Origin of the sequence: Streptomyces antibioticus, from assembly GCF_002019855.1 — a bacterium.
Lineage (GTDB): Bacteria > Actinomycetota > Actinomycetes > Streptomycetales > Streptomycetaceae > Streptomyces > Streptomyces antibioticus_B.
The window spans coordinates 4,010,332-4,034,358 of sequence record NZ_CM007717.1 but is presented as its reverse complement, the minus strand read 5'-3'; the positions used below and the strand labels follow the sequence as shown (position 1 = coordinate 4,034,358).

The following is a 24,027-nucleotide window of genomic DNA, read 5'->3' as shown; positions in this document are numbered from 1 at the left end:
TATCGTCGCCGTATGGGCATCCACGAGACGCACTCCAAGGAACCCGCACCCGTCACCCCCACCACCCCCGCCGGCCGGGACGGCCTCGCCGCGATCCTCGCCCGGCCCTCCCGCACCCTCGTCGGACTCGACTTCGACGGCACCCTCGCCCCCATCGTCGAGAACCCCGACGACGCCCGCGCCCACCCCGACACCCTCGCCGCGCTCACCGCGCTGGCCCCGAAGGTCGCCGCCGTCGCCGTCGTCACCGGCCGCCCCGCCGAGGTCGCCGTGCGCAACGGCGGGTTCGCGGGCGTGCCGGGGCTTGAGCACCTCACCGTCCTCGGGCACTACGGCGCCGAACGATGGGACGCCCGCACCGGCGCCCTCACCGCCCCGCCCCCGCACCCGGGTGTCGCCGCCGTCCGCGCCGAACTCCCCGGGATCCTCGCCGCCGCCGGCGACCGGCCGGGCGTCCGGGTCGAGGAGAAGGGCGGCCGGGCCCTCGCCGTCCACACCCGGCGCGCCGACGACCCGCAGGCCGCCTTCGAGGAACTGCGCGCGCCCCTCGGCGACCTCGCCGCCCGGCACGGGCTGATCGTGGAGCCCGGCCGGATGGTCCTCGAACTGCGCCCGCCGGGCATGGACAAGGGCGTCGCCCTGCTCGACCACGTCCGCGAGACCGGCGCCGGGTCGGTCCTCTACGCCGGGGACGACCTCGGCGACCTGCCCGCCTTCGCCGCCGTGGAGAAACTCCGCGCCGACGGCGTCCCCGGCCTGCTGGTGTGCAGTGGCAGCACCGAGGTCACCGAACTCGCGGAGCGCGCGGACCTCGTGGTCGACGGGCCCGCCGGGGTCGTGGCGCTGCTGCGGGAGCTGGCGGCCCGGTCCGGTCAGCCCGGCTGACCCTCCCGCAGCGCCTCCAACTGGTCCAGGAACCAGCGGGCCGGGGGCAGCGCGGTCGCCGCCGCCGCCAGTCGTTTGGTGCGCTCGGCCCGCTCCTCCGGCCCCATCCCCAGCGCCTCGTGCAGGGCACGGGCGGTCTCCAGGACGTCGTACGGGTTGACGACGAGGGCGTCCTCGCCCAGCTCCCAGTAGGCGCCCGCCTCCCGGGACAGCACCAGCGCGCAGCCCTCGTCGGAGACCACCGGGATCTCCTTGGCGACCAGGTTCATCCCGTCCCGGATCGGGTTGACCAGGGCCACGTCCGCGAGGCGGTAGGCGGCCAGGGAGCGGGCGAAGTCGTCCTTGACGTGCAGGACGACCGGGGTCCAGCCGGGGGTGCCGTACGTCTTGTTGATCTCCGTGGCCAGGCGCCGCACCTCGGCCGTGTAGTCGCGGTAGACGGCCAGGTCCTGCCGGGAGGGGTAGGCGAAGGCCACGTGGACGACGCGCTCGCGCCACTCCTCGTGGTCGTCGAGGAGCTGCCGGTAGGCCAGCAGGCCGCGCACGATGTTCTTGGACAGCTCGGTGCGGTCGACGCGCACGATGGTCCTGCGGTCCGTGCCGCCGATCTCCTCGCGGAGGGCGGTGATCCGTTCCTCGACGTCCGGGCGGTGCGCGCGCTCCCGCAGGAAGTCGGCGTCGGCGCCGAGGCCGTGGACGCCCACCCGGGTGCTTCCCGTACCCCCGGCGAACTCCGCCGCGCAGGCGGTGAAGGCGTCCGCCCAGCGCCGGGTGAGGAACCCCAGCCGGTCCGCGCCGAGCATGCCGCGCAGCAACTGCTCGCGGATGTCCGACGGGAGCAGCGCGAAGTAGTCCACCGGGGCCCACGGGGTGTGCGAGAAGTGGCCGATGCGCAGGTCGGGGCGGAGTTCGCGGAGCATCCCCGGCACCAGGCACAGGTGGTAGTCCTGCACCAGGACCGCCGCCCCCGGGGCCGCCTCCTCCGCCAGCGCCTCGGCGAAGGCCCGGTTGTAGATCTCGTACGACGCCCACTGGCGCCGGAACTCCGCGTCGAAGACCGGCTCCAGCGGGGTCTGGTACAGCAGGTGGTGGATGAACCAGAGCACGGAGTTCGCGATGCCGTTGTAGGCGTCGGCGTGCACGTCGGCCGGGACGGGCAGCATCCGCACGCCCTCCTCGCCGACCCCGCGCCGGACGGCCTCGCGGTCGCCGTCGGAGAGCGCGGAGCAGACCCACAGGGCGCCCGCGTCCGGCCCGATCGCCGACAGCCCGGAGACCAGCCCGCCGCCTCCCCGTCTCGCGTCCAGCGAACCGTCCTCACGAACGGTGTAGGAGACCGGCCCGCGATTGGACGCGACCAGCACCTGGGCACCCCGAGCAGCGGCAGCATCGTGCGTGGTAGCCATACGCCTCAACCTAGCCCGCCACGGAAACGCTCAAACGTACGGTCACGACGAGCGGAGGGTCCGTATCAGGCCGTGTCCGGGGCCGTATACGGCGGGCGGGGCGTGTTACGCGGGTGGGGGGACGGTGGGCCTCGCCCGAGGGGTCCGTGGCGGTGGGCCGGTTCCGGGGCCGGGGGGTTACGCGACCTTGCGGGACTGGTACTCCGCCATCTCCGCCATCGGGGGGCGTTCCTCCATGTCGACCGAGTAGGTGTGGGGTTCGAAGCCGGACGGGCCGCGTTCGAACTGGGTGAGGGACGGGCGGATCAGGTGGCCGCGGGCCAAGCGGAGCTGGGCCGTGCGGTAGATCGCCGCCGCCATCCGGCCGAGGGCCTGGCCGTCCTGGTGGCGGTGCTTGCGCACCCCCACGTCGACCTGGGCGAGCGCGTCGAGGCCCACCAGGTGCAGGGCGTCGACCAGCATGCCCAGCTCGACGCCGTAGCCGACGGGGAAGGGGAGCTGTTCCAGCAGGCCGCGGCGGGCCGCGTACTCGCCGCCCAGCGGCTGCACGAACCCGGCGAGCTGCGGCCAGTGCATGTTGAGCAGCGGCCGGGCCATCAGCTCGGTCACCCGGCCGCCCTGGCCCGCGGCACCGGCGAGCGGACGGTCGTACATGCCCTTGACGAGGTCCACGCCCGGGTCGGTGAGCAGGGGGCCCACGATGCCCGAGACGAAGTCGGAGGAGAACTCCCTGAGGTCGGCGTCGATGAAACAGACGATGTCCCCGCTCGTGACGAGCAGGGAGCGCCACAGCACCTCGCCCTTCCCGGGCACGGCGGGGACGCTCGGCAGGATGGTGTCCCGGTGGACGACCCGGGCGCCCGCCGCGGCCGCCACCTGGGCGGTGCGGTCGGTCGACCCCGAGTCGACGACGACTATCTCGTCGACCAGCGGGACCTGCTGCATGAGGTCGTGACGGATGATCGCGACGATGTCGCCGACCGTCTCCTCCTCGTTCAGCGCGGGCAGGACCACGGAGACCGACTGACCCGTGGCCCGCTTCGCGGCCATGATCCGGTGCAGCGGGCGATCGGCCAGGGACCAGGAGCGGGTGGTCAGCCAGCGCTCGACTTCTTCCAGCACGGTCTGCGGCTCCTCACTGTCGTGATCACACCGGGTGCACGGGGGGTGACCGTGTGATCCATCTCGCGGTTCGGACGACTATCTCAACTGTCCTGGCCTTCGGTTACAGTCTTGAACAACGCGGGTGACCATCGCATGTCCGGGGTCGCCGGCGTTCACAACTGAATACCGCTCATCCAGAGGGGCAGAGGGATACGGCCCGATGAAGCCCCGGCAACCCACCTAGACCGGTCTCGTTCACCACACGCGAGGCTCCCGGCGAGGGAAGGTGCCAAATCCGTCTCACGGCGAGATGCGTCGTGAGGAAGATGAGGAGAAAGGGCCTCGCCTCACATGGCTGCGCAGACTGTTGCAAGCACCACGAATCCCACGGTCGACCTGGGCCCCGCCGCCGCGCTGAGCTGCCGCGAGTGCGGCCACCGCGTGCCCCTCGGCCCGCTCTTCGCCTGCGAGGAGTGTTTCGGCCCGCTCGAGATCGCGTACGACTTCTCCTCCTACGACACCGAGGAGCTGCGCAAGCGCATCGAGGCGGGACCCGCGAACATCTGGCGCTACGCCCCGCTGCTGCCCGTCCCGGCCGACGTGGCGGACAAGCCGAACCTCAACCCCGGCTGGACCCACCTCGTCAAGGCCGACAACCTGGCCCGCGAACTCGGCGTCACCGGCGGCCTGTACGTGAAGGACGACTCCGGCAACCCGACGCACTCCTTCAAGGACCGCGTCGTCGCGCAGGCCATCGAGGCCGCGCGCGCCTTCGGCTTCACCACCCTGTCCTGCTCCTCCACCGGCAACCTCGCGGGCGCGGTCGGCGCCGCCGCGGCCCGCGCCGGTTTCCGCTCCTGCGTGTTCATCCCGCACGACCTGGAGCAGGGCAAGGTCGTCATGGCCGCGGTCTACGGCGGTGAACTCGTCGGCATCGAGGGCAACTACGACGACGTGAACCGCTTCTGCTCCGAGCTGATCGGCGACACCGCCGGCGAGGGCTGGGGCTTCGTCAACGTCAACCTGCGGCCGTACTACGCCGAGGGCTCCAAGACGCTGGCGTACGAGATCTGCGAGCAGCTCGGCTGGCGGCTGCCCGACCAGCTCGTGGTGCCGATCGCCTCCGGCTCCCAGCTCACGAAGATCGACAAGGGCCTCCAGGAGCTGATCAAGCTGGGGCTCGTCGAGGACAGGCCGTACAAGATCTTCGGCGCGCAGGCCGAGGGCTGCTCGCCGGTGTCCGTGGCCTACAAGGCCGGCCATGACGTCGTACGGCCGCAGAAGCCGGACACCATCGCCAAGTCGCTCGCCATCGGCAACCCGGCGGACGGCCCGTACGTCCTCGACATCGCCCGGCGCACCGGCGGCGCGGTGGAGGACGTGACCGACGAGCAGATCGTGGACGCGATCAAGCTGCTGGCGCGGACCGAGGGGATCTTCGCGGAGACGGCGGGCGGGGTCACCGTCGGCGTCACCCGCAAGCTCATCGAGAACGGCCTGCTGGACCCGGCGAAGACCACGGTCGTCCTGAACACGGGCGACGGCCTCAAGACCCTCGACGCGGTGGCCGGCACCGGCCTCACCGCCACCATCCGTCCGAACCTCGACTCCTTCCGAGAGGCTGGCCTCGCATGAGCGTGACCGTTCGCATCCCCACCATCCTGCGCACCTACACCGGTGGGCAGGCCGAGGTGTCCGCCGACGGGGCGACCCTCGGGGAGGTCATCTCCGACCTGGAGAAGAACCACACCGGGATCGCCGCCCGCGTCCTGGACGACCAGGGCAAGCTGCGCCGGTTCGTCAACGTGTACGTCAACGACGACGACGTCCGCTTCGAGCAGGGCCTGGAGACGGCGACCCCGGACGGTGCCGGCGTCTCGATCATCCCGGCCGTCGCCGGCGGCTGACCGGTGGTTGACCGGCGTTCAGTACCCGCCGGTAGTAACCGTCGGTAACAGCGATTACCGAGCGTTCATCGAATTGCCCCCTCCGTAAGAGAAGCGGAGGGGGCAATTCTGTGTGATTGAGCGCGGTACAGTTGGGGAACCGGGTCGCGAAACCCTGATCCGGAGTCTTTCTTCGCTGCCGCGCGTCCGACAAGAAGTAGCCAAAGTGCGTGCCTCTTGCGTGGCATTTGCGGCATTTGCCGGGCCCGACTTGCCCTGAATTCTGGCGAATTCTCGCCACATTCCGGATCGGGTGCGTCCGGAATTCTCGTCCGACTGACCTGTTGCAGACGGCAGTTGGACAGATACATTCAGCCGCGGTCGACGCGTTCCGGCGCACGCCCCCAACCAACTGGGGGGTGAGGTCTGACCCGGATCCGCGAAGTGTGGATCTGTGCAAGGGCCAGTAATAGGGGAGTTAGGCATGGCTCAGGGCACCGTCAAGTGGTTCAACGCGGAGAAGGGGTACGGCTTCATCGCGGTCGACGGTGGTGCGGATGTTTTCGTCCACTACAGCGCGATCCAGATGGACGGATACCGCACCCTGGAAGAGGGTCAGCGGGTCGATTTCGAGATCTCGCAGGGCCAGAAGGGGCCGCAGGCGGACATGGTCCGACTGGCGACCGGCTGAAGCACGCGCCGACTGACAGCGTCGTTCTTCTGTTTCATCTTCTGTTTCATCTTCGAAGGGCTCGCGCCTCCAGGGGTGCGGGCCCTTCGGCATGCCCGCGGACCCTCCGCCCTCCGGCGACGGGCCGGGCCCGTCCGTGAGAGGCGCTTGCACTCGACCATGCCGAGTGCTAATCATTGGCGTTAGCACTCTGAAGGTGAGAGTGACAACGAAGGACCGGGTCGGTGAGGCCCGCAGGCCAAGTGGGGCAAGGAACCACGGGTCGGCGAGCCGTCCGTCGCGGGCGCGGGCGCGGTCCGAAGAATCACCCCCAGTCCTGGAGGGACCACTTCACATGGCCAAGATCATCGCGTTCGACGAGGAGGCGCGGCGCGGCCTCGAGCGCGGCATGAACCAGCTCGCGGACGCCGTGAAGGTGACGCTCGGCCCCAAGGGCCGCAACGTCGTCCTCGAGAAGAAGTGGGGCGCCCCCACGATCACCAACGATGGTGTGTCCATCGCCAAGGAGATCGAGCTCGAGGACCCGTACGAGAAGATCGGCGCCGAGCTGGTCAAGGAAGTCGCCAAGAAGACGGACGACGTCGCCGGTGACGGTACGACCACCGCGACCGTCCTGGCCCAGGCCCTGGTGCGCGAGGGTCTGCGCAACGTGGCCGCCGGCGCCAACCCGATGGCCCTCAAGCGCGGTATCGAGAAGGCCGTCGAGGCCGTCTCCGGTGCCCTCCTCGAGCAGGCGAAGGATGTCGAGACCAAGGAGCAGATCGCTTCGACGGCCTCCATCTCCGCCGCCGACACCCAGATCGGCGAGCTGATCGCCGAGGCCATGGACAAGGTCGGCAAGGAAGGCGTCATCACCGTCGAGGAGTCCCAGACCTTCGGTCTGGAGCTGGAGCTCACCGAGGGTATGCGCTTCGACAAGGGCTACATCTCGGCGTACTTCGCCACCGACATGGAGCGTATGGAGGCCGTCCTCGACGACCCGTACATCCTGATCGCGAACTCCAAGATCGCCAACGTCAAGGACCTGCTCCCGCTCCTGGAGAAGGTCATGCAGTCGGGCAAGCCGCTGCTGATCATCGCCGAGGACGTCGAGGGCGAGGCCCTGTCGACCCTGGTCGTCAACAAGATCCGCGGCACCTTCAAGTCCGTCGCGGTCAAGGCCCCGGGCTTCGGCGACCGCCGCAAGGCGATGCTGAACGACATCGCCATCCTCACCGGCGGCGAGGTCATCTCCGAGGAGGTCGGTCTCAAGCTCGAGAACACGACCGTCGACCTGCTGGGCAAGGCCCGCAAGGTCGTCATCACCAAGGACGAGACCACCATCGTCGACGGCGCCGGCTCCTCGGAGCAGGTCGCGGGCCGCGTGAACCAGATCCGCGCCGAGATCGAGAACAGCGACTCGGACTACGACCGCGAGAAGCTCCAGGAGCGCCTGGCGAAGCTCGCGGGCGGCGTGGCCGTCATCAAGGCCGGTGCCGCCACCGAGGTGGAGCTCAAGGAGCGCAAGCACCGCATCGAGGACGCCGTCCGCAACGCGAAGGCCGCCGTCGAGGAGGGCATCGTCGCCGGTGGTGGCGTGGCGCTCATCCAGGCGTCCTCCGTCTTCGAGAAGCTGGACCTCGAGGGTGACGAGGCGACCGGCGCCAACGCCGTGCGCATCGCGCTGGAGGCCCCGCTCAAGCAGATCGCCGTCAACGCCGGCCTCGAGGGCGGTGTCGTGGTGGAGAAGGTGCGCAACCTGACCCCGGGCCACGGTCTGAACGCCGCGACCGGCGAGTACGTCGACCTGGTCAAGGAAGGCATCATCGACCCGGCCAAGGTGACGCGCTCCGCGCTCCAGAACGCCGCGTCGATCGCCGCGCTGTTCCTCACCACCGAGGCCGTCATCGCCGACAAGCCGGAGAAGGCCGCGGCCCCGGCCGGCGGCGGCATGCCGGGCGGTGACATGGACTTCTGATCGACCGGTTCCGGTTGATCGACGTCTGACCGAGGGCGGTACCCCTGTGACACGGGGGTACCGCCCTCGGGCGTTCCCCCTGGCGGGGCGGGTTCCGGCAGCCACCTCAGATCTTGATCAAAAACGTGGTGGCCGGGGCCCGCCGGTGGCTAGTTTCTGGGGGACCGCACCGGCACCGACCAGGCCGGGGCAGCACAACAGAACAACAGGGGGAAACACCATGCGCACTTCCACGCGCAAGTTCGTCACGGCCACCGCCGCCTCGGCCGTGTTCGCCGGTGGGCTGATGGGGCTGTCGGCGTCGCCGGCCGCCGCGCACCCGGACTGCGACGACGTCTACAAGCGCAAGTACACGGAGATCTCGTCCACCTGGCACAAGGTGGTGGCGTCGGGGACCATCGACAACCGCCGCAGCAGCGCCTCGGTGCGCGAGAGCATCAGCGCGGAGGTCAGCGCCAGCCTGAAGGGCACCGTCAGCGGGGAGATCGGCGGCAAGATCGACATCGCCGTGGCGGAGATCAACAGCAAGATGGGTGTGTCGGTCGAGGCGGGCGTGTCCATCGCCAAGGGCAAGACGACCATGATCGTCGTGCCCGCCCGCAAGCGGGTCTCCTACAAGATCGGCATCAAGAAGCGGGTCTACCAGGTGGCCGTCTCGCACCAGTTCCGTAGCTGCGCCGTCTCCAACTCCTACGCCAAGGTGACGGTCGCGGACTCGTACACCGAGACCAAGAACACCTGACACGGCTTCCGGCCGAGGGCCGAGGGCCAAGGGTTGAGGGCCAAGGGTTGAGGGCCGCGGGCCCGGCGCGCGCGAGAGCGGGTGCCGGGCCCGCGGCCTGTGTCCGTCCTCCGGGTCCGTGCGGTGTCAGCCCCGGCCGACGGCGCGGCCGATCGTGCCGGGGACGTCGGTGGTGATGCCGTCCACGCCCCAGGCGGCGAGGGTGCGGGCCGGTGCCGCGGTGTTCACCGTCCACGGCCACAGTTTCAGCGGCCGTCCGTGGGTGCCCTTGAGGGCGTGTGCCCGGTCGACGTACGTCCGGGTCAGGCCGCGTTGATCCGGGTTGACGACGTCGACGAAGCGGGCGTACGACGCCAGCTCGCCGGTCGTCGGGGTCTCGTCGCAGATGCCGAGCCGGACGGCGGGCCGCCGCCGGTGCACGTCCTTCAGGGCGGCGGCCTGGAAGCTGATCACGTAGAGGCGTTTGTCGATGTGGTGGGTGTCCAGCCAGCCCTTCCGGTCGAGGGTCCTCAGGATGTCCTGGGTGACGCCGGGGAAGTTGCCCGGCCATTTGACCTCCAGGAGCAGCCCCTGGCCGTTGCGGTCGAGCCGGTCGAGGAGCTGCCCCAGGGTGGGGATGCGGGCGGACGCGTAGCCGGTGCCCTTCCACGCGGGGGAGGCTCCCGCGCGCAGCCGGCTCAGTTCGGCGTAGGTGAAGTCGCCGACCTTCCAGGGGGCGCGGCCGGGGAAGACCGTGCGGGCGTCGGTGGTGCGGACGAGGTCCTGGTCGTGCATGAGGACGAGGACGCCGTCCTTGCTGCGCTGCACGTCCACCTCGACCCAGTCCACCCCCGCGCGGTCGGCGCGGTCGACGGCCTCCAGGGTGTTCTCGGGGGCGAGTCCGGCCGCCCCGCGGTGGCCGATGATCAGCGGCGTGGCCGGGGCCGCCGCGGCGGTCGCGGGGGAGGGGCCGGCGGTGAGGAGGAGGGCGGCGGACGCCAGGGCCAGGGCGGCGGACGTCGTCGCGAAGCGGTGTATGGGCATGAGGGGGCGCCTTTCGGATCGTGCGGCTCGGGTGCAGCACGAGTCTTGGCGGGGTCCGGACGGTGTGCCCAGCGGAGTTGGACCATGCGGGAAGCGGTGCGAACTACGCTGAACAGCGGGCGAATTGTCGGCAAATAGGCAGCCAATGGCGGCGTCCGGAGCGGGCGTGTGGGGGATCACAGGGAGCGCGGCGGGCAGAACCGGAATGCTCCGCCCGCCGGGCTGGTTGACGTACGCGCAGCACTTGATGCATGTGCACATACCACCTGGTCACCCGTACGAGGAGCCCCCACGTGAGCGTCACCCAGCCCAGCACCACCCGTGCCGCCGAGATCCTGTCCCGGCCGGTGTCGATCAACGGCCTGACCGTCCCGAACCGCATCGCGATGGCGCCGATGACGCGCATGTTCTCCCCGGGCGGCATCCCCGGCGCGGACGTGGCGTCGTACTACTCCCGCCGCGCCGCCGCCGGGGTCGGTCTGATCGTCACCGAGGGGACCTACGTCGGGCACGACTCCGCCGGGCAGAGCGACCGGGTGCCCCGCTTCCACGGCGAGGAGCAGCTCGCGGGCTGGGCGAAGGTCGCCGAGGACGTCCACGCGGCGGGCGGCACGATCGTGCCGCAGCTCTGGCACATCGGCATGGTGCGCAAGCAGGGCGACCCGCCGGTCGCGGACGCGCCCGCCGTCGGCCCCTCCGGCATCCGGGTGGACGGCACCGAGGGCACCGGCCGCGTCATGACCCAGCGCGATCTGGACGACGTCATCGGCGCGTTCGCCGAGGCCGCGGCCGCCGCCGAGCGCATCGGCTTCGACGGCGTCGAGATCCACGGCGCCCACGGCTACCTCGTCGACCAGTTCCTGTGGGCCGGCACCAACCGCCGCACCGACGCCTACGGCGGTGACGCGGTCGCCCGCACCAAGTTCGCCGCCGAGATCGTGGCCGCCGTCCGTGAGACGGTCTCGCCCGAGTTCCCCGTCCTCTTCCGCTACTCCCAGTGGAAGCAGGAGGCGTACGACGCCCGGCTCGCCGAGACCCCGGAGGAGCTGGAGGCCATCCTGACCCCGCTCGCCGCCGCCGGTGTCGACGCCTTCCACGCCTCCACGCGCCGCTACTGGGTCCCGGAGTTCGACGGCTCCGACCTCAACCTCGCGGGCTGGACCAAGAAGCTCACCGGCAAGCCGGTCATCAGCGTCGGCTCGGTCGGCCTCGACGGCGAGTTCCTGCGGGCGTTCGTCGGCGAGGGCTCCGGCACGCGCGGCCTGGACGACCTCCTGGACCGCCTGGAGGCCGACGAGTTCGACCTCGTCGCCGTCGGCCGCGCGCTGCTCCAGGACCCGGAATGGGCCGCCAAGGTCCTCGCGGGCCGCCTGGACGAACTGGCCCCGTACGACGCGGCGGCGCTGCGCACGCTGAGCTGAATCGCGTGACCTGCGTCAGCCCTTCTTGAGGCCCTCGACAAAGGCGGACCATGCCTCGGCCCGGAACAGGAGTTTCGGGCCGAGGGGGGTTTTGGAGTCGCGGACGGGGGTGAAGGGGGCGTGTCCGTCGGCGACTTCGAGGCAGTCGTCGCCGCCGCCCCCGCTGTACGTCGACTTGCGCCAGGCGGCCGTGCGGTCAGGGATGTTCCTCATGCGCGTAATCCTGCGCCAGCATCTCGAGCATGGCCAGCGACTTCGACGGCGGAAGTGCGGAGGCGGTGAGAAGTTCGTAGGTGAACCTGGCCTGGGCGACCGTGGCGGGGTCGTCCTCCAGCCGTCCGGTGCGGACCCCTTCGAAGTAGACCACCGGAGGGGCGTCCTCGAAGTCCATGAGTTTCAGCGAGCCTTGCATCGCCGTGTGCGCCCCCGCGTCGAACGGGAGCACCTGCATGATCACCCGATGTCGGCGGACGAGGTCCGCGACGTGATGCAGGGCCTCCGCCATCACGGCTCGGCCGCCGGTCACCCGGCGCAGTGCCGCTTCGTCAAGGACCACCCACAACAAGGGCTTTGTTGGATCGTCGAGCAGCCGGGTCCGTGCCATCCGGCCGTCCACCCACTCCTCGACCGTGTCCTCGTGCGCGGTGGGGTCGTAGGCGCGGTTCACGGCGCGTGCGTACGCGGCTGTCTGGAGCAGCCCAGGGATCAGCATGGGCGCGTACTCGCGAATGGCCGCGGCCATGGCTTCCGCGTCGGCCGCCTCGGCGAAGTGCTCCGGGTACCGGGACTTGGCCGCGGCCGCGCAGTTCCGCGAGAAGAAGTCGTCCGTCCCCAACGCCTCGTCCAGCAGCCGTGCGTACTCCGGTTGCATCCGTCTCGTCCCGGCCTCCAGTTGGCCGATGAACGAGCCGCTCACGAACAGCCGTTGGCCCAGTTCCTCCTGGCTGAGGCCGGACTTCTCGCGGGCGTGGCGGAGTTCGGCGCCGAGCAGGGCGCGGGGGGACGACGACGGGTCGAGGTCCTTCGGTCCGGGCATGGCAGCAACTCCTCGTCGCACAACCACCGTTGTTGGGGCGCCGTATCTGGCCAGGTTAGAGGCGCCGTAGCCACGCTGTGTGGTGAAAAGGAAACTCAGCGTGGAGGGAACGGCGTGGTCGAGAGAGCGGTCGGTGAGCGGATCGGGTCCACGGAGGAGGCGGTGGAGCGGCTGCGCGAGGCGTTGCGCGGCGTCGGTGTCGTCCTGCCGTCGCTGCGGGTCGACCCGGTGACCGAGGCGGGTGCGCAGCCCTTCGCGCTCGTGGACCTCGGCCGGTGTCACCCGCTGGTCGCGGCGCGGCTGGCCGGCGTACTGCGGGAGGCGGCCGGTGATGACGGACGGCCGTGAGCGACCGCGGCGCCCGTACGCGGTGGACGTGCGGGACGGGCGGATCGGTGAGGTGATGGGGAACGAGGGCGGTTACGTCCAGTTGCGCCCCATCGGCGGCGGCCGCGAGTGGGACTGCCCACCGGAGTCCCTCCGGGAGGCGCCCCCGGGGGAGGTGCTCAGGGCACGGGTACGGCGCCTGAACCGGGAGGGGCGGTTGCCCTGAGGCGCCGGAAACGGTCCTACAGGTTGCCCAGGGGTTCGATGTCGACCCGGCGGGGCTCGCCCCAGATGCGGAGTACCTCGTAGTCGGTGAACTCGTGCACCAGCCGGTAGGCCATCGCGGGGCGCGAGCCGCGGCGCAGGGCGGCGAGGTACAGCTCGGCCTCGCGGCGGTCGCGGCGCGGGGTTCCGCAGAGCTGCCACTCCTGGCCGTTCCACAGTTCCGGCAGCCAGCGCTGCTGGGGCTGCGGGCGGTCGGCGCTGGTGCCGTACCGGGAGGGGGCGGCCTGGGTGTGCGCGGGCTGCGGTGCGGGGCCGTTGAACTCGGCGCGGCGGGCCGCGCGGCGGCGGGTCTCGCAGAGCAGGCACAGGTCGGGGGCGGCCTCGTCCACGGGGCCGTTCGGGTGCTCGGCGCAGCGGGTGGTGGGGGCGGCGGCGCCGACGCTCTCGTCCAGCAGCTCCAGGGCGCGCCGCAGGTCGGTCCTGAACTCGTGCAGCCGGGCGTCGGGGGTGTCGGAGGTCAGGGCGTCACCGTGCTCCCCGAGCAGCCGGAGGGCACGGCCCAGGGCGGTGAGCTGGGCGTGGTTCATGGCACCAAGGGTAGGGGGCGGCTCCGAGGGCGGGGGCGGCGGTGGGAAGCCGCCTCAGGAACCGGGCGCCGTGCGGGCCGCAGCCGCCCTCGCCCCGCCGTAGCGCCGTGCGTGTCGCGACCGCTGCCCTCACCCCGCCGAAACGCCGGCGTGGGGGAGAGCCGCCTCGGAAACCGGGCGCCGTGCGGGCCGCGGCCGCCCGCCCTCACCCCGCCGCAGGCACCGTACGCGTATCGCGACCGCCGCCCTCACCCCGTCGAAGGCACCGTACGTCGCGCGACCGCCGCCCTCACCCCGCCGCAGGCACCCCGCGTGCCGCCGCCGCTCTCACCCCGCCGAAGGCGTACGTCGCGGCGAAGCCGACTGCGTAGCCCGTGGCCAGGCCGCCCGCGTAGATGGCGGTGGTGATGCCCAGGCCGCGGTTGCCGGAGAGGAGGGGGAACAGGGCCCAGCCCGACGGGCCGATCGCCGTCGCGCCGACGCGGTCGCCGAGCATGGCGAAGAAGCCCACGAACGCCCCGCCCGCCGCGCCGCCCGCGCAGGCGGTGAGGAAGGGGCGGCCGAGGGGGAGCGAGACGCCGTAGATGAGCGGCTCGCCGACGCCCAGCAGGCCCGCCGGGAGGGCCGAGCGGATCGTCGTCCGCAGCGTGGTGCCGAGGGGCGCGTCGTGTCGCAGCCGGACGTACACCGCCACCGCCGCGCCGACCTGCCCCGCGCCCGCCATCGCCAGCACCGGCAGCAGGACGGTGTAGCCCTGCTGGTCGATGAGGGTGGTGTGGATGGGGATGAGGGCCTGGTGCAGGCCGAGCATCACCAGCGGCAGGAACAGCCCGCCGAGGACCAGCCCGGCGAACGCACCGGTCGTCGCCAGCAGCCAGTTCGCCGCCGTGCCGATCGCCGAGGACACCGCGCCGGCCGCCCACATGATCCCGTACAGCGTGCCCAGGCCCGCGACGAGGACCGTCACCGCCGGGGTCAGCAGCACGTCCAGCGCGTCGGGGACCCGGCCCCGGCACCGCTTCTCGACCCACGTCGCGAGGAGCGCGGCGGCCAGCGCGCCCAGGACCCCGCCCTGGCCCGGGGAGAGCGTCACCCCGAACGCCGTCACCTTCGCCACCCCGGGGTAGACGACGATCGCCGCGACCGCGCCGCCCAGCACCGGCGTGCCGCCGAACTCCTTCGCCGTGTTGTAGCCGACGAACACCGCGATCAGCGCCATGAACGCGGCGGCTACGGCGGCCAGGGCGGGGGTGAGGCCCGGCAGCAGCCCGGCGTTGACCAGCAGGCCGTTCAGCCCGGCCAGGATCCCGCAGCCGATCAGCGCCGGGATCAGCGGGACGAACACCCCGGCGAGGCGTCGTAGCACCCCCTTCAGCGGCCCCCCACGAGCGGCGCCGACGGGTGGGGCCGTGACCACCAGGCGTTCGAACTCGGCCGTCACCCGGGTGACGACCCCTGGGCCCAGCACCACCTGGCAGGTGTCGTCGGACCGGACGAGGCCGAGCACGCCGGGCAGGGCCCGCAGCGCGGCGTCGTCCACCAGGTCGGGGTCGGCCAGGGCCAGCCGCAGCCGGGTCATGCAGTGGGTGACGGAGGTGACGTTCGCGGGGCCGCCGACGAGCGGCAGGATCGCGCTGGCGGTGGTGGAGGCGTCGATAGGCACCTCCCGAGCGTGCGGGTCAGCCGCCCGACGCGCCGAGCGCGGCGCGCAGATGACCGCCGGACTCCTCCAGAAGGCGGGCGGCGGACGGACCGTCCACCCCGGCCAGCAGCACCAGGACCGCGTCCTTCACCTCACCGCCGGTGGCCGTGAGCGCCGCCTCGATCTCCGCGTCCGGCGCGCCCGTGGCGAGCGCGACGATCCGCCGGGAGCGGGCGCGCAGCTTGTCGTTGGAGGCGCGGACGTCGACCATCAGGTTCCCGTACGTCTTGCCCAGCCGGATCATCGTGATCGTCGAGATCATGTTGAGCACCAGCTTCTGGGCCGTGCCCGCCTTCAGCCGAGTGGAGCCGGTGAGCAGCTCGGGGCCGACCACCACCTCGACACGGTGCTCGGCGGCCGCGGCCAGCGCGCTGTCCGGGTTGCAGGCCAGCCCGACGGTCAGCGCGCCTTGGGCCCGCGCGTGCTCCACGGCGCCGATCGCGTACGGGGTGCGGCCCGAGGCGGAGACGCCGATCACCGTGTCGTCCGAGGTCAGCCGGAGTGCGGTGAGGTCCTCGGCGGCCAGCTCCCGGGAGTCCTCCGCGCCCTCCACCGACGTCACCAGCGCGGCGGGGCCGCCCGCGAGGACGCCGACGACCTGACCGGGGGCGGTGTTGAAGGTCGGCGGGCACTCGGACGCGTCGAGCACCCCGAGCCGTCCTGCCGTCCCGGCCCCGGCGTAGACCAGCCGGCCGCCCCGGGCCATCCGCTCGGCGACGGCGTCGATCACGGCGGCGATCCGGGGGAGCTGGGTCGCGACGGCGGCGGGTACGGCGCTGTCCTCGCCGTTCATCAGCCGGGCGATGTCGAGGGTGGACATCCGGTCGATCTCGGCGAGGTCCGGCCGGAACGCCTCGGTGGGCAGGGAGTCCAGCTCGGCGCGGAGACCGTCGGGGGCGTCGGAGGGGGTGAGGGAGGTCATTCCTGAAATGTATTTCCTTCGCCTTCCTTCGCCTTCCTTCGCCTTCCTTCGCCTTCGTTTCGCCTCCGTTCTTCGGGGAGCGGTCGAGACCGCGCACAATGGGGACATGGATCCCTCCGCCGACCTGCCGAGCCCCCTGGAGCGGACGCTGCACGCCGCGCGCGCCCTCGTCCTGGCCGATCTGGCCGCGCACCAGGTCGCCGCGCCGGACGTGGTGTCCATGGTCGAGGACTCGGTGGTGCAGCGGCGCTGGTGGGTGGAGCAGTGGCCGGACGGCATGCCCTATGTGGCCGGGCTGGTCGCGCAGGACGTGCAGGACGCGCTGCTGGAGCGGTACGGGCGCTGGCCGCTGTGCCCGGTGTGCGGCTCGGGCGACCCGCACGCGCTGGACGTGGAGCCGGAGCTGGGCCCCGATCCGCACTGGGTGTGCCACCAGGCGGGCGTGAAGGTCGCGGCGGTGGGCGCGCTGGGCGCGGCCCTCGGCGGATCGTCCCCGTCGTGACGGTCTACATCGACCCGCCGGACTGGCCGGGGCACGGGCGGATGTGGTCCCACCTGGTCAGCGACGTCTCCTACGACGAACTGCACGCGTTCGCCGAGGAGTCGGGCGTGCCCCGGCGCGCCTTCGAGCGGGACCACTACGACATCCCCTCCCACCGGTACGCCGAACTGGTCGCTGCCGGTGCGGTGGAGGTGGGCAGCCGTGAGGTGGTGCGGCTGCTGCACGCGGCGGGGCTGCGGCGGCGCAAGGGCGGTGGCGGCCGGGGCCGGGGTCAGGAGGCCAGCAGGTCCAGTTCGCCGCGCAGGTTGTAGCGGGCCGTCGGCTCCCACTCGGCGGCGCCGTACGGGGTGTGGAACAGCCGTGGCAGGTCGAGGAGTCGGCGCAGGATCGCGGAGCGGCCGGCGCGGAAGGCGTCGTTCGGCACGAAGTGGTACTCCTCGCGCACGGCGGCGGTGTAGGCGGCGTACGCGGACGGCGGCGCGGCGAGGATCGCGAGGTCGGCGTCGCACAGGACCTGGCCGTCGCGGTCGTCGTCGGCGGGGTCGTGGGTGACGGTGAGCCGGACCAGCCGGGCGACCTCGGCCGTTCGGGCGTCGGAGACGCCGGCCTCCGGCAGGGCGCGCTCGGCGAGCCGGGCGGAGCGTTCCTCGTTCTCGGAGCGGTCGGGCAGGTACACGGCGTCGTGGAACCACGCGGCCAGCCGGACGGCGGCCGGGTCGGTGGCGTACGCCTCCAGCGTGTCCACGTGGTCGAGGACCGCGGTGAGGTGGGTGAGCGTGTGGTAGTGGCGCTGCGGCTCCTGCCAGCGGGTCAGGAGACGGTCGGCGTAGGGCTCCGGGCCGGGGCCCTCGCGGTGGTCGCGGGCTGCCTGGAGGGTGTCGGCGAAACGGGCGCGCAGCGCGTCTAGATCGGCCATGGCCTCATTGTCGCGCGGACGGGGATACCCTTGAATTGGTTTAGACCTATCGTGCGGGTGTCCGATGCCGTAGCCGACGTCGATGAATGGGGTTCCATGAGCGAGCGTGCAGTTCTGGAGGTGATCGCCCTCGACGCCGAGGACGCCGTCGCCGCGCAGGCGGGAGGCGCGGACCGGCTGGAGCTGGTCACCGACATGGCCGCGGACGGACTCACCCCGCCCGTCGAGGTCTTCGCCGCGATCAGGGCCGCCGTCGGCATCCCGCTGCGGGTGATGCTGCGGCTGGCGGACGGCTTCGCGGCGGGGGACGTCGACCGGCTCGCGCGCGCCGCGCGTGACCTGCGGTCGGCCGGTGCCGAGGAGTTCGTGCTCGGCTTCCTCGACGCCGACGGCGGGCCCGACCTGGCCGCGCTGGAGCGGATCGTCGCCGAACTGGACGGCAGCCCCTGGACCTTCCACCGGGCCCTGGACCACGCCGCCGACCGCGACACCCTGCGCAAGCAGGTGGACGGCCTGCCCGGCCTCGACACCTACCTGACCGCCGGCGCGGCGACCGGCGTCGACGAGGGCCTCCCGACCCTCCTCGCCGAAGCGGCCCGCACCGGCGAACAGGGCTACGAGCAGCACCTCCTCGTCGGCGGCGGCCTCCACCTCTCCCACGTCCCCACCCTCCGCACGGCGGGCATCACCGCCTTCCACATCGGCGGCGCGGCCCGCCCCGACGGCTGGACGGGGCCGGTCTCGTCGGAGGCGGTACGGGAATGGCGTACGGCCCTGGACACCCCGCCGACGCCGTAGCCGGGTCCGGCCGGGACGCCTCCGACAGGGCGGCCACGTGATGCGACGCGGGGGCCGACAGGTCGGGCGGGACACCGGGCGCCCTGGCGGGGCTCAGCCGCCGGGGTGTTCGGCGGGGTCGCGGGACGTGGTGCGCGGGGTTCCCCGTGGTACCGCGCACCGGGCCCCCGTGGCGCAGTGTGTCGCCCCCCCCGGAGCGGCAGCCTTCTGGCTGCTTCTGGCTGTGTCGGCGGGGCCGCCTGGAGGGGCGTGCGGGCCGACGTGGCGCGCAGCCCGCGCGTTGTGTCGGCGGAGCCGTCAAGTGCCGTGCCTCGGACGCGAGTTGTTCCGGCGGGCCGGTGCGTGCGGTGTATGGGGTGCTGTCACGGCTCGACCTGTCGGGCACCCTGTGGCACCCGGCCGGCACCGTCCCGCCCGGGCACCTCGTCGGGCAGCGCACCTGACGCCCCCGTCGGGCAGCGCGCCGGGCGTCCCGTCGTTCAGACCCCGAGCTGGTCCGGCAACGGGGACGTGTGGGTCACCGTAAGCCCCGAGACCGCTCGGGTCAGGGTGACGTACAGGCGGCGCAGGCCCGTGCGTTCGTCGGGTTCCGCGGTGACGATGGCCCGGGGGTCGTCCAGGACCACGTAGTCGTACTCCAGGCCCTTGGCCAGGGACGCCGGGACCAGGGTGAGGCGGGTGTCGTGGGTGGTCTCCTCGCCGGGGGACAGCGCGGGGATGCCCGCCGCCGCGAGGGCCTCGGCGAGGACCGGGATCCGGGTGTCGGCCGCGATCAGTCCGGTCGAGCCCTCGTGGCGCAGCAGCTCCTCGCAGGCGGCGACGACCTCGGCGGGGTCCGAGACCGGCCGCAGCTCGAAGAAGCCCGGGTTCTCCCGGACCGAGGCGACCGGGGTGAGACCGGGCGCGATGTGGGGCAGCAGGCGGGAGGCGTACGTGATGACGTCCGTCGGGACGCGGAAACCGGCCGTCAGCTCCTCGATCACCGCATCCGGCTTGCCGAGATGGCCCAGCGCCTCCGCCCAGCCGCGCGTCGCCCACGGCGTCGTGCCCTGCGCCAGGTCGCCGAGGACCGTCGCGCTGCCGGTGGTGCAGCGGCGGCCCACGGCCCGGTACTGCATGGGGGAGAGGTCCTGCGCCTCGTCCAGGACGACATGCCCCAGCGAGGGCGTGCGCTCGACGACGTCCGTCGCCTCGTCGATCAGCACCGCGTCCGCGGCCGACCACCGCGCCGACTTCACCGACCGCACCGGCTTCGCCCACCGGATCGTCTTCTGCTCCTCCTCGGTGAGGATCCCCGCCGCGTGCTCCGCGAGGAACTCCGTGTCCGTGAGCAGCCGCAGCACCAGCTTCGCCGGATCGACCGGCGGCCAGACCGCCTTCACCGCCGCCTTCACCGCGCTGTTGCGCGCGACCGCGTCCTGCACCCGGTCGTCCGGCGCCTCACCGGAACGTTCCATCTGCACCAGCACCGCGTGCGCGATCCGCTGCGGAAGCGCCTCCCGGGCGGCGCCGTACCGGATGTCCCGGTCGAGCAACTCGCGGACCATCTCCTCCAGTTCGTACGCCGGCACCCGCCACCGCCGGGATCCGCGCACCACCACGACCGGCTCGGTGGGCAGCGTGACGTGCGCGTAGACGGCCCGCCGGACCACCTCCGCCATCCGCGCGTCGCCCTTCACGACCGCCGCGTCCGCGTCGTCCGCGCCCCGCACCTCCACATGGGCCACCAGATCGTCGACCGTCGCCTGCCGCACCGACAGCTCGCCCAGCGCGGGCAGCACCTGCTCGATGTAGTGCAGGAAGGACCGGTTCGGCCCGATGACCAGTGTGCCGGTGCGGGCCAGCCGCTCCCGGTGCGCGTACAGCAGATAGGCGACCCGGTGCAGGCCGACCGCCGTCTTCCCGGTCCCCGGCCCGCCCTGCACGCACACGGTCCCGCCCAGCCCGGAACGGACGATCTCGTCCTGCTCCGGCTGGATCGTCGCGACGATGTCCCGCATCGGACCGACACGCGGCCGCTCGATCTCCTGCTGGAGCAGTCGGCTGGTGCGGGCGCCCTCCTCCGGGTCGGAGAGGTGCTCGTCCTCGTACGCGGTCAGGTCACCGCCGGTGTAGCCGAAGCGGCGCCGCAGCCCGACGTCCATCGGGTCCTTCTTCGAGGCCCGGTAGAACGGCTGCGACACCGGCGCGCGCCAGTCGATGACCATCGGGTCGCCGTCCTCGTCGTGCACATGCCGACGCCCGATGTACAGCTTCTGATCAGCGGCCTCCGGCCGCGGGCGCTCCCCCTCCGCGCCCTCGGCCCGCTCGGCGCCGGGCGCGTGCAGATAGTCGAGCCGGCCGAAGAACAGCGGGGCGTCACTGAGGTCGGCGAGCGCCCTGATGCGGTCCTCGATCTGGCGGCCCAGGATCTGCGCGTTGACCCAGTTCGCCGTGACGTCGCTGATGTCGAGCGACTCGACGTCCTCCCGCATGGCCCGCAGGGCGGCCCGGGAGGACGAGAGATGGGCGCGTTCCCGGCCGAGAGGGTCGTCGTCGATGGGCGTGGGCGTGGACGGCGTGGACAAGGGGGTGCCTCCGGGCCGGGCTGAGAACGGGCTGGGCTACGGCGATGCCGTCCGGTTTCCGTCCGGACGACGGCACTCCGACGGGAGGCGGGCAAGAGCGGAGATTCTAGGTGAGCGGCGAGATGCGCGCCAACGCATTTCCCGGCACCCCGAGAGGCCGGCCCTACGACCCGTAGGGGAGAACGGCCCCACGGCCGTACCCAGGTAGTACGCCAAGTGGGGACCTTCGACCGATGCCCGCTTTATGCCCGTGCGCGCACCATGGAGACATGAGTGCAGCGACCATCACCCCGGCCCCCGGTCGCCCGTCCGGTGCGACACCCCTCACCCACGCCCACCGGCACCCCCTCGGTGACGCCCTGCGCGCGATCAGAGTCTTCGCGGGCGCCGCCTTCGACGTGATCATCCTCGGCGAGTACGGCGAGGAGGCGGGCGTCCGCCGCCGCTGAGTATGTACACGCGCCGGTCTGAGTATCCGCGCCGGTGCGGGGGGCGGGGCTGCGCGGCTTCACTGGCCGTATGAGCCCACAGCCCTTCGCCGGTCGCCCCCCGGCGGCCCCGCAGCCGCACCCGGCCTACTTCGCCCCCGCGGCCCACCCCGCCTACGCGGTGGCGGCCGTACCCGTCGCCCCGCGCGACCACCGCGACCCGATGGCGTGGATCGCCCCGACGGTCGCCACCGTGCTGCTGGCCCTGCTGTGCCCGACCGCGCTGCTGCTCGGCGGACTCTCCGCCATGGCGACCGACGGCTGCGGCCCCGACCACTGCTCCGAGGCCCTGACGACGTCCCTGTCCCTGATCTACGGCACCCTGTTCTTCGGCGGCTTCCTCACCCTGGGGGCCTGGGTCACCGCTTGGGCGCTGCCCTGGACCCGCCGCTGGTCGGTCACCCGGATCTGGCTGTCCGCCGTCTCGCTGCTGCCGCCGCTCTTCGTGCTCCTGCTGGTCTTCACCCTGCCGGCGCCGTGAACGAGGTCCCTCAGCTCTCCTCCGCCAGCAGTTCGTCCGCGTCCATGATCCGGTACGCGTACCCCTGCTCCGCCAGGAAGCGCTGCCGGTGGGCCGCGAAGTCCTGGTCGATGGTGTCCCGGGCGACCACCGAGTAGAAGTGGGCCTGGTGGCCGTCCGCCTTGGGCCGCAGCACCCGGCCGAGGCGCTGCGCCTCCTCCTGGCGGGAGCCGAAGGTGCCCGACACCTGGACGGCGACCGTCGCCTCCGGCAGGTCGATGGAGAAGTTCGCGACCTTCGACACCACCAGCACGCTGATCTCGCCCTCCCGGAAGGCGTCGAAGAGCCGCTCGCGCTGCGCGTTGGACGTCTCGCCCTTGATCACGGGCGCGTTCAGATGCTCGCCGAGTTCATCGAGCTGGTCGATGTACTGCCCGATGACGAGGATCTGCTGCCCGGCGAACCGGCGCACGATCGCCTCCGTCACCTTCCGCTTCGTCGCCGTCGTCGCACAGAAGCGGTACTTCTCCTCCGCCTCGGCGGTCGCGTACGCCAGCCGCTCGGAGTCGGTGAGGTTGACCCGGACCTCGACGCAGTCGGCGGGCGCGATGTACCCCTGCGCCTCGATCTCCTTCCACGGCGCGTCGAACCGCTTCGGCCCGATGAGGGAGAAGACGTCGGACTCACGGCCGTCCTCCCGCACCAGGGTCGCCGTCAGGCCGAGGCGCCGCCGCGCCTGGAGGTCGGCGGTGAACTTGAAGACCGGCGCGGGCAGCAGATGCACCTCGTCGTAGACGATCAGGCCCCAGTCCCGGGAGTCGAACAGCTCAAGGTGCGGGTAGACGCCCTTCCGCCTGGTCGTCAGCACCTGGTAGGTGGCGATGGTGACCGGGCGGATCTCCTTCTTCGTACCGCTGTACTCGCCGATCTCGTCCTCGGTGAGCGAGGTCCGCTTCACCAGCTCGTGCTTCCACTGCCGCGCCGAGACCGTGTTGGTGACGAGGATCAGCGTGGTCGACTTCGCCTGGGCCATCGACCCGGCGCCGACCAGCGTCTTGCCCGCGCCGCAGGGCAGCACCACGACACCGCTGCCGCCGTGCCAGAAGTTCTCCACCGCCTGCTTCTGGTACGGCCGGAGCGCCCAGCCGTCCTCGGCCAGTTCGATCGGGTGCGCCTCGCCGTCCACGTACCCGGCGAGGTCCTCGGCCGGCCAGCCCAGCTTCAGCAGCGTCTGCTTGATCTGCCCGCGCTCGGACGGGTGCACGGCCACGGTGTCCGGGTCGATCCGGGCGCCGACCAGCGGGGCGACCCGCTTCGAGCGCAGGATCTCCTCCAGCACCGGCCGGTCGGTGGTCGTCAGGACCAGTCCGTGCGCGGGGTGCTTGGACAGCGTCAGCCGGCCGTAGCGGTCCATCGTCTCCGCGATGTCCACGAGCAGCGCGTGCGGCACCGGATAGCGGCTGTACTCGACGAGCGCGTCCACCACCTGCTCCGCGTCGTGCCCGGCGGCCCGCGCGTTCCACAGCCCCAGCGGCGTCACCCGGTAGGTGTGGATGTGCTCCGGCGCCCGCTCCAGCTCGGCGAACGGCGCGATGGCCCGACGGCAGTCGTCGGCCCGCTCGTGGTCGACCTCCAGCAGCAGGGTCTTGTCCGACTGCACGATCAGCGGTCCGTTCACGTCGTACGCACATCCTTTCCGCACGGCCAAACGTCCAGTGTGCCCCATGGGCGTGTCGGAGTACGCCCGATGCAACCCCGGACCCCTTTCGGCGGTCTTCTCAGGGGAAGCCGTGCAGTGCGTGTGGCTCGGGGAGGGGCTTGTGGTGAGTTCCGTGCGCGTCTGGGGGCCCGGTGTCGGGGCCGTGGTGGTGCTGGTGGCGACCGGGGCGTGGGCGCGCGGGACGACCGGGGACACCGGCCTGTGGGACGCGGTGCGGCCCGCGATCGAGGCGCGGCTGGTCGCCGACGCGCGGTGGGACGTTCCCGACGCGGAGCTGTCCGAGCTGCGGGCGCGCTGGTTCTGCCAGGCGCGGGAGGTGTTCCTGCGCGAGGACGGCAACCGGGTGCGGGCCGGTGTCGACACCCTGTGCATGGAGTACGGCGTCCGCGACGGCGCCCTCCAGGAGTGCGGCGGCGCGCAGGTGCCGAAGGTGATCCGCCTGGAGCGGGACACGGCGGGCTCCTACCGGGTCGTCTCCCTGGAGGAGCCCCCGGACGGCGCGGGCCACGGCGCCTGGGAGAAGGCCCACTTCGGCGCCCTCGCGGCGTCCCGCCTGGACGGCGACGCGGACACGGACGCCCTGGAGACGGCCGCCCGCGATCACTTCGAGCTGTCCGCGGACGCGCCGGTCGGGGACTGCTAGGGCCAGGTCCCGCGCCCCG

26 protein-coding genes and 1 riboswitch are annotated in these 24,027 nt (G+C 72.2%); of the genes, 15 read left to right on the top strand and 11 right to left on the bottom strand.

Going from position 1 to position 24,027, the window contains the following annotated elements; translation table 11 throughout:
• Positions 1-12: 12 nt before the first annotated feature.
• A complete protein-coding gene (otsB, locus tag AFM16_RS18075) occupies positions 13-885 on the top strand; it encodes a trehalose-phosphatase (RefSeq protein ID WP_078633938.1) in 873 nt (290 codons plus the stop codon).
• On the opposite strand, the gene AFM16_RS18070 is transcribed toward otsB, so the two are convergent.
• Together AFM16_RS18070 and AFM16_RS18065 are read right to left on the bottom strand one after the other, a co-directional pair.
• Positions 873-2,291, bottom strand: a complete 1,419-nt coding sequence (locus AFM16_RS18070; protein WP_078633937.1) for an alpha,alpha-trehalose-phosphate synthase (UDP-forming) — start codon at positions 2,289-2,291, stop codon at positions 873-875. The two genes, otsB and AFM16_RS18070, sit on opposite strands and share 13 nt — an antisense overlap.
• A gap of 177 nt (positions 2,292-2,468) precedes the next feature.
• Entirely contained in the window at positions 2,469-3,413 is a 945-nt protein-coding gene (locus tag AFM16_RS18065; RefSeq protein WP_030785498.1) for a glucosyl-3-phosphoglycerate synthase, read from the bottom strand.
• A 169-nt stretch (positions 3,414-3,582) separates the two neighbouring features.
• Positions 3,583-3,728, top strand: a riboswitch (SAM riboswitch).
• Positions 3,729-3,746: 18 nt separating this feature from the next.
• Here AFM16_RS18065 and thrC point away from each other — a divergent pair.
• The 5 genes from thrC to AFM16_RS18040 all read left to right on the top strand — a co-directional run bounded on the left by thrC (position 3,747) and on the right by AFM16_RS18040 (position 8,671).
• Entirely contained in the window at positions 3,747-5,030 is a 1,284-nt protein-coding gene (gene thrC, locus AFM16_RS18060; RefSeq protein ID WP_078633936.1) for a threonine synthase, read from the top strand.
• Entirely contained in the window at positions 5,027-5,302 is a 276-nt protein-coding gene (locus tag AFM16_RS18055) for a ubiquitin-like small modifier protein 1 (RefSeq protein WP_030785492.1), read from the top strand. The genes thrC and AFM16_RS18055 overlap by 4 nt, the downstream gene beginning before the upstream one ends.
• 463 nt (positions 5,303-5,765) lie before the next feature.
• The gene (locus AFM16_RS18050; protein ID WP_007493268.1) at positions 5,766-5,972 is read left to right on the top strand and encodes a cold-shock protein; all 207 of its coding nucleotides are present in this window, start codon (positions 5,766-5,768) and stop codon (positions 5,970-5,972) included.
• 334 nt (positions 5,973-6,306) lie between these two features.
• Positions 6,307-7,929 (top strand): chaperonin GroEL, encoded by a 1,623-nt coding sequence (groL, locus tag AFM16_RS18045; RefSeq protein ID WP_030785488.1) that lies wholly within the window; start codon positions 6,307-6,309, stop codon positions 7,927-7,929.
• Between the two features lie 220 nt (positions 7,930-8,149).
• Complete coding sequence (locus AFM16_RS18040; protein WP_078633935.1) at positions 8,150-8,671, top strand: hypothetical protein; 522 nt, start codon at positions 8,150-8,152, stop codon at positions 8,669-8,671.
• Between the two features lie 126 nt (positions 8,672-8,797).
• Here the strand turns inward: AFM16_RS18040 and AFM16_RS18035 are convergent, their stop codons facing one another.
• Complete coding sequence (locus AFM16_RS18035; RefSeq protein ID WP_078633934.1) at positions 8,798-9,694, bottom strand: glycerophosphodiester phosphodiesterase; 897 nt, start codon at positions 9,692-9,694, stop codon at positions 8,798-8,800.
• A 293-nt stretch (positions 9,695-9,987) separates the two neighbouring features.
• On the opposite strand from AFM16_RS18035, the gene AFM16_RS18030 reads away from it, so the two are divergent.
• Positions 9,988-11,115 carry an NADH:flavin oxidoreductase gene (locus tag AFM16_RS18030; RefSeq protein ID WP_030785478.1) on the top strand — a complete coding sequence of 376 codons (1,128 nt, stop codon included), beginning with the start codon at positions 9,988-9,990 and terminating at the stop codon, positions 11,113-11,115.
• A 15-nt stretch (positions 11,116-11,130) separates the two neighbouring features.
• Here the strand turns inward: AFM16_RS18030 and AFM16_RS18025 are convergent, their stop codons facing one another.
• Complete coding sequence (locus tag AFM16_RS18025) at positions 11,131-11,328, bottom strand: DUF397 domain-containing protein (RefSeq protein WP_030785476.1); 198 nt, start codon at positions 11,326-11,328, stop codon at positions 11,131-11,133.
• On the bottom strand, positions 11,312-12,151 hold the full coding sequence (locus tag AFM16_RS18020) for a helix-turn-helix domain-containing protein (protein ID WP_078637006.1): 840 nt from the start codon (positions 12,149-12,151) through the stop codon (positions 11,312-11,314). Before AFM16_RS18020 ends, AFM16_RS18025 begins: the two co-directional genes overlap by 17 nt.
• Positions 12,152-12,265: 114 nt before the next feature.
• Here AFM16_RS18020 and AFM16_RS18015 point away from each other — a divergent pair, with 114 nt between their 5' ends.
• Positions 12,266-12,499: a hypothetical protein gene (locus AFM16_RS18015; RefSeq protein WP_030785472.1), complete on the top strand. Its 234-nt coding sequence runs from the start codon at positions 12,266-12,268 to the stop codon at positions 12,497-12,499.
• Positions 12,483-12,704 (top strand): hypothetical protein, encoded by a 222-nt coding sequence (locus AFM16_RS18010; protein WP_030785469.1) that lies wholly within the window; start codon positions 12,483-12,485, stop codon positions 12,702-12,704. Before AFM16_RS18015 ends, AFM16_RS18010 begins: the two co-directional genes overlap by 17 nt.
• Positions 12,705-12,720: 16 nt before the next feature.
• Here AFM16_RS18010 and AFM16_RS18005 read toward each other — a convergent pair whose 3' ends face one another.
• From AFM16_RS18005 to murQ, 3 genes are all read right to left on the bottom strand, one after another.
• Positions 12,721-13,290 (bottom strand): hypothetical protein, encoded by a 570-nt coding sequence (locus tag AFM16_RS18005; RefSeq protein ID WP_030785465.1) that lies wholly within the window; start codon positions 13,288-13,290, stop codon positions 12,721-12,723.
• Positions 13,291-13,579: 289 nt separating this feature from the next.
• Positions 13,580-14,953, bottom strand: a complete 1,374-nt coding sequence (locus tag AFM16_RS18000; protein ID WP_245177725.1) for a PTS transporter subunit EIIC — start codon at positions 14,951-14,953, stop codon at positions 13,580-13,582.
• Positions 14,954-14,969: 16 nt separating this feature from the next.
• Positions 14,970-15,914, bottom strand: coding sequence for an N-acetylmuramic acid 6-phosphate etherase (gene murQ / locus AFM16_RS17995; RefSeq protein ID WP_078633933.1), 945 nt, complete (start codon positions 15,912-15,914; stop codon positions 14,970-14,972).
• A gap of 106 nt (positions 15,915-16,020) precedes the next feature.
• Here murQ and AFM16_RS17990 point away from each other — a divergent pair, with 106 nt between their 5' ends.
• Together AFM16_RS17990 and AFM16_RS17985 are read left to right on the top strand one after the other, a co-directional pair.
• Positions 16,021-16,416: a DUF8819 family protein gene (locus AFM16_RS17990; RefSeq protein WP_030785455.1), complete on the top strand. Its 396-nt coding sequence runs from the start codon at positions 16,021-16,023 to the stop codon at positions 16,414-16,416.
• The gene (locus AFM16_RS17985) at positions 16,413-16,727 is read left to right on the top strand and encodes a DUF4031 domain-containing protein (protein ID WP_030785452.1); all 315 of its coding nucleotides are present in this window, start codon (positions 16,413-16,415) and stop codon (positions 16,725-16,727) included. Before AFM16_RS17990 ends, AFM16_RS17985 begins: the two co-directional genes overlap by 4 nt.
• On the opposite strand, the gene AFM16_RS17980 is transcribed toward AFM16_RS17985, so the two are convergent.
• On the bottom strand, positions 16,688-17,332 hold the full coding sequence (locus AFM16_RS17980) for an HD domain-containing protein (protein WP_078633932.1): 645 nt from the start codon (positions 17,330-17,332) through the stop codon (positions 16,688-16,690). The genes AFM16_RS17985 and AFM16_RS17980 overlap by 40 nt on opposite strands.
• A gap of 96 nt (positions 17,333-17,428) precedes the next feature.
• Between AFM16_RS17980 and AFM16_RS17975 the strand changes: the two genes are divergently transcribed.
• On the top strand, positions 17,429-18,130 hold the full coding sequence (locus tag AFM16_RS17975) for a copper homeostasis protein CutC (protein ID WP_078633931.1): 702 nt from the start codon (positions 17,429-17,431) through the stop codon (positions 18,128-18,130).
• 479 nt (positions 18,131-18,609) lie between these two features.
• Here the strand turns inward: AFM16_RS17975 and AFM16_RS17970 are convergent, their stop codons facing one another.
• Complete coding sequence (locus AFM16_RS17970) at positions 18,610-20,697, bottom strand: HelD family protein (RefSeq protein ID WP_078633930.1); 2,088 nt, start codon at positions 20,695-20,697, stop codon at positions 18,610-18,612.
• Between the two features lie 269 nt (positions 20,698-20,966).
• Here AFM16_RS17970 and AFM16_RS17965 point away from each other — a divergent pair, with 269 nt between their 5' ends.
• Positions 20,967-21,146, top strand: a complete 180-nt coding sequence (locus tag AFM16_RS17965) for a hypothetical protein (RefSeq protein WP_030785439.1) — start codon at positions 20,967-20,969, stop codon at positions 21,144-21,146.
• A 70-nt stretch (positions 21,147-21,216) separates the two neighbouring features.
• Positions 21,217-21,666 (top strand): hypothetical protein, encoded by a 450-nt coding sequence (locus AFM16_RS17960; RefSeq protein WP_245177724.1) that lies wholly within the window; start codon positions 21,217-21,219, stop codon positions 21,664-21,666.
• A 10-nt stretch (positions 21,667-21,676) separates the two neighbouring features.
• On the opposite strand, the gene AFM16_RS17955 is transcribed toward AFM16_RS17960, so the two are convergent.
• Positions 21,677-23,323, bottom strand: a complete 1,647-nt coding sequence (locus tag AFM16_RS17955) for a DNA repair helicase XPB (protein WP_030785434.1) — start codon at positions 23,321-23,323, stop codon at positions 21,677-21,679.
• A 145-nt stretch (positions 23,324-23,468) separates the two neighbouring features.
• Here AFM16_RS17955 and AFM16_RS17950 point away from each other — a divergent pair, with 145 nt between their 5' ends.
• The gene (locus AFM16_RS17950; RefSeq protein WP_078637004.1) at positions 23,469-24,008 is read left to right on the top strand and encodes a hypothetical protein; all 540 of its coding nucleotides are present in this window, start codon (positions 23,469-23,471) and stop codon (positions 24,006-24,008) included.
• The last annotated feature ends 19 nt before the right edge of the window (positions 24,009-24,027 follow it).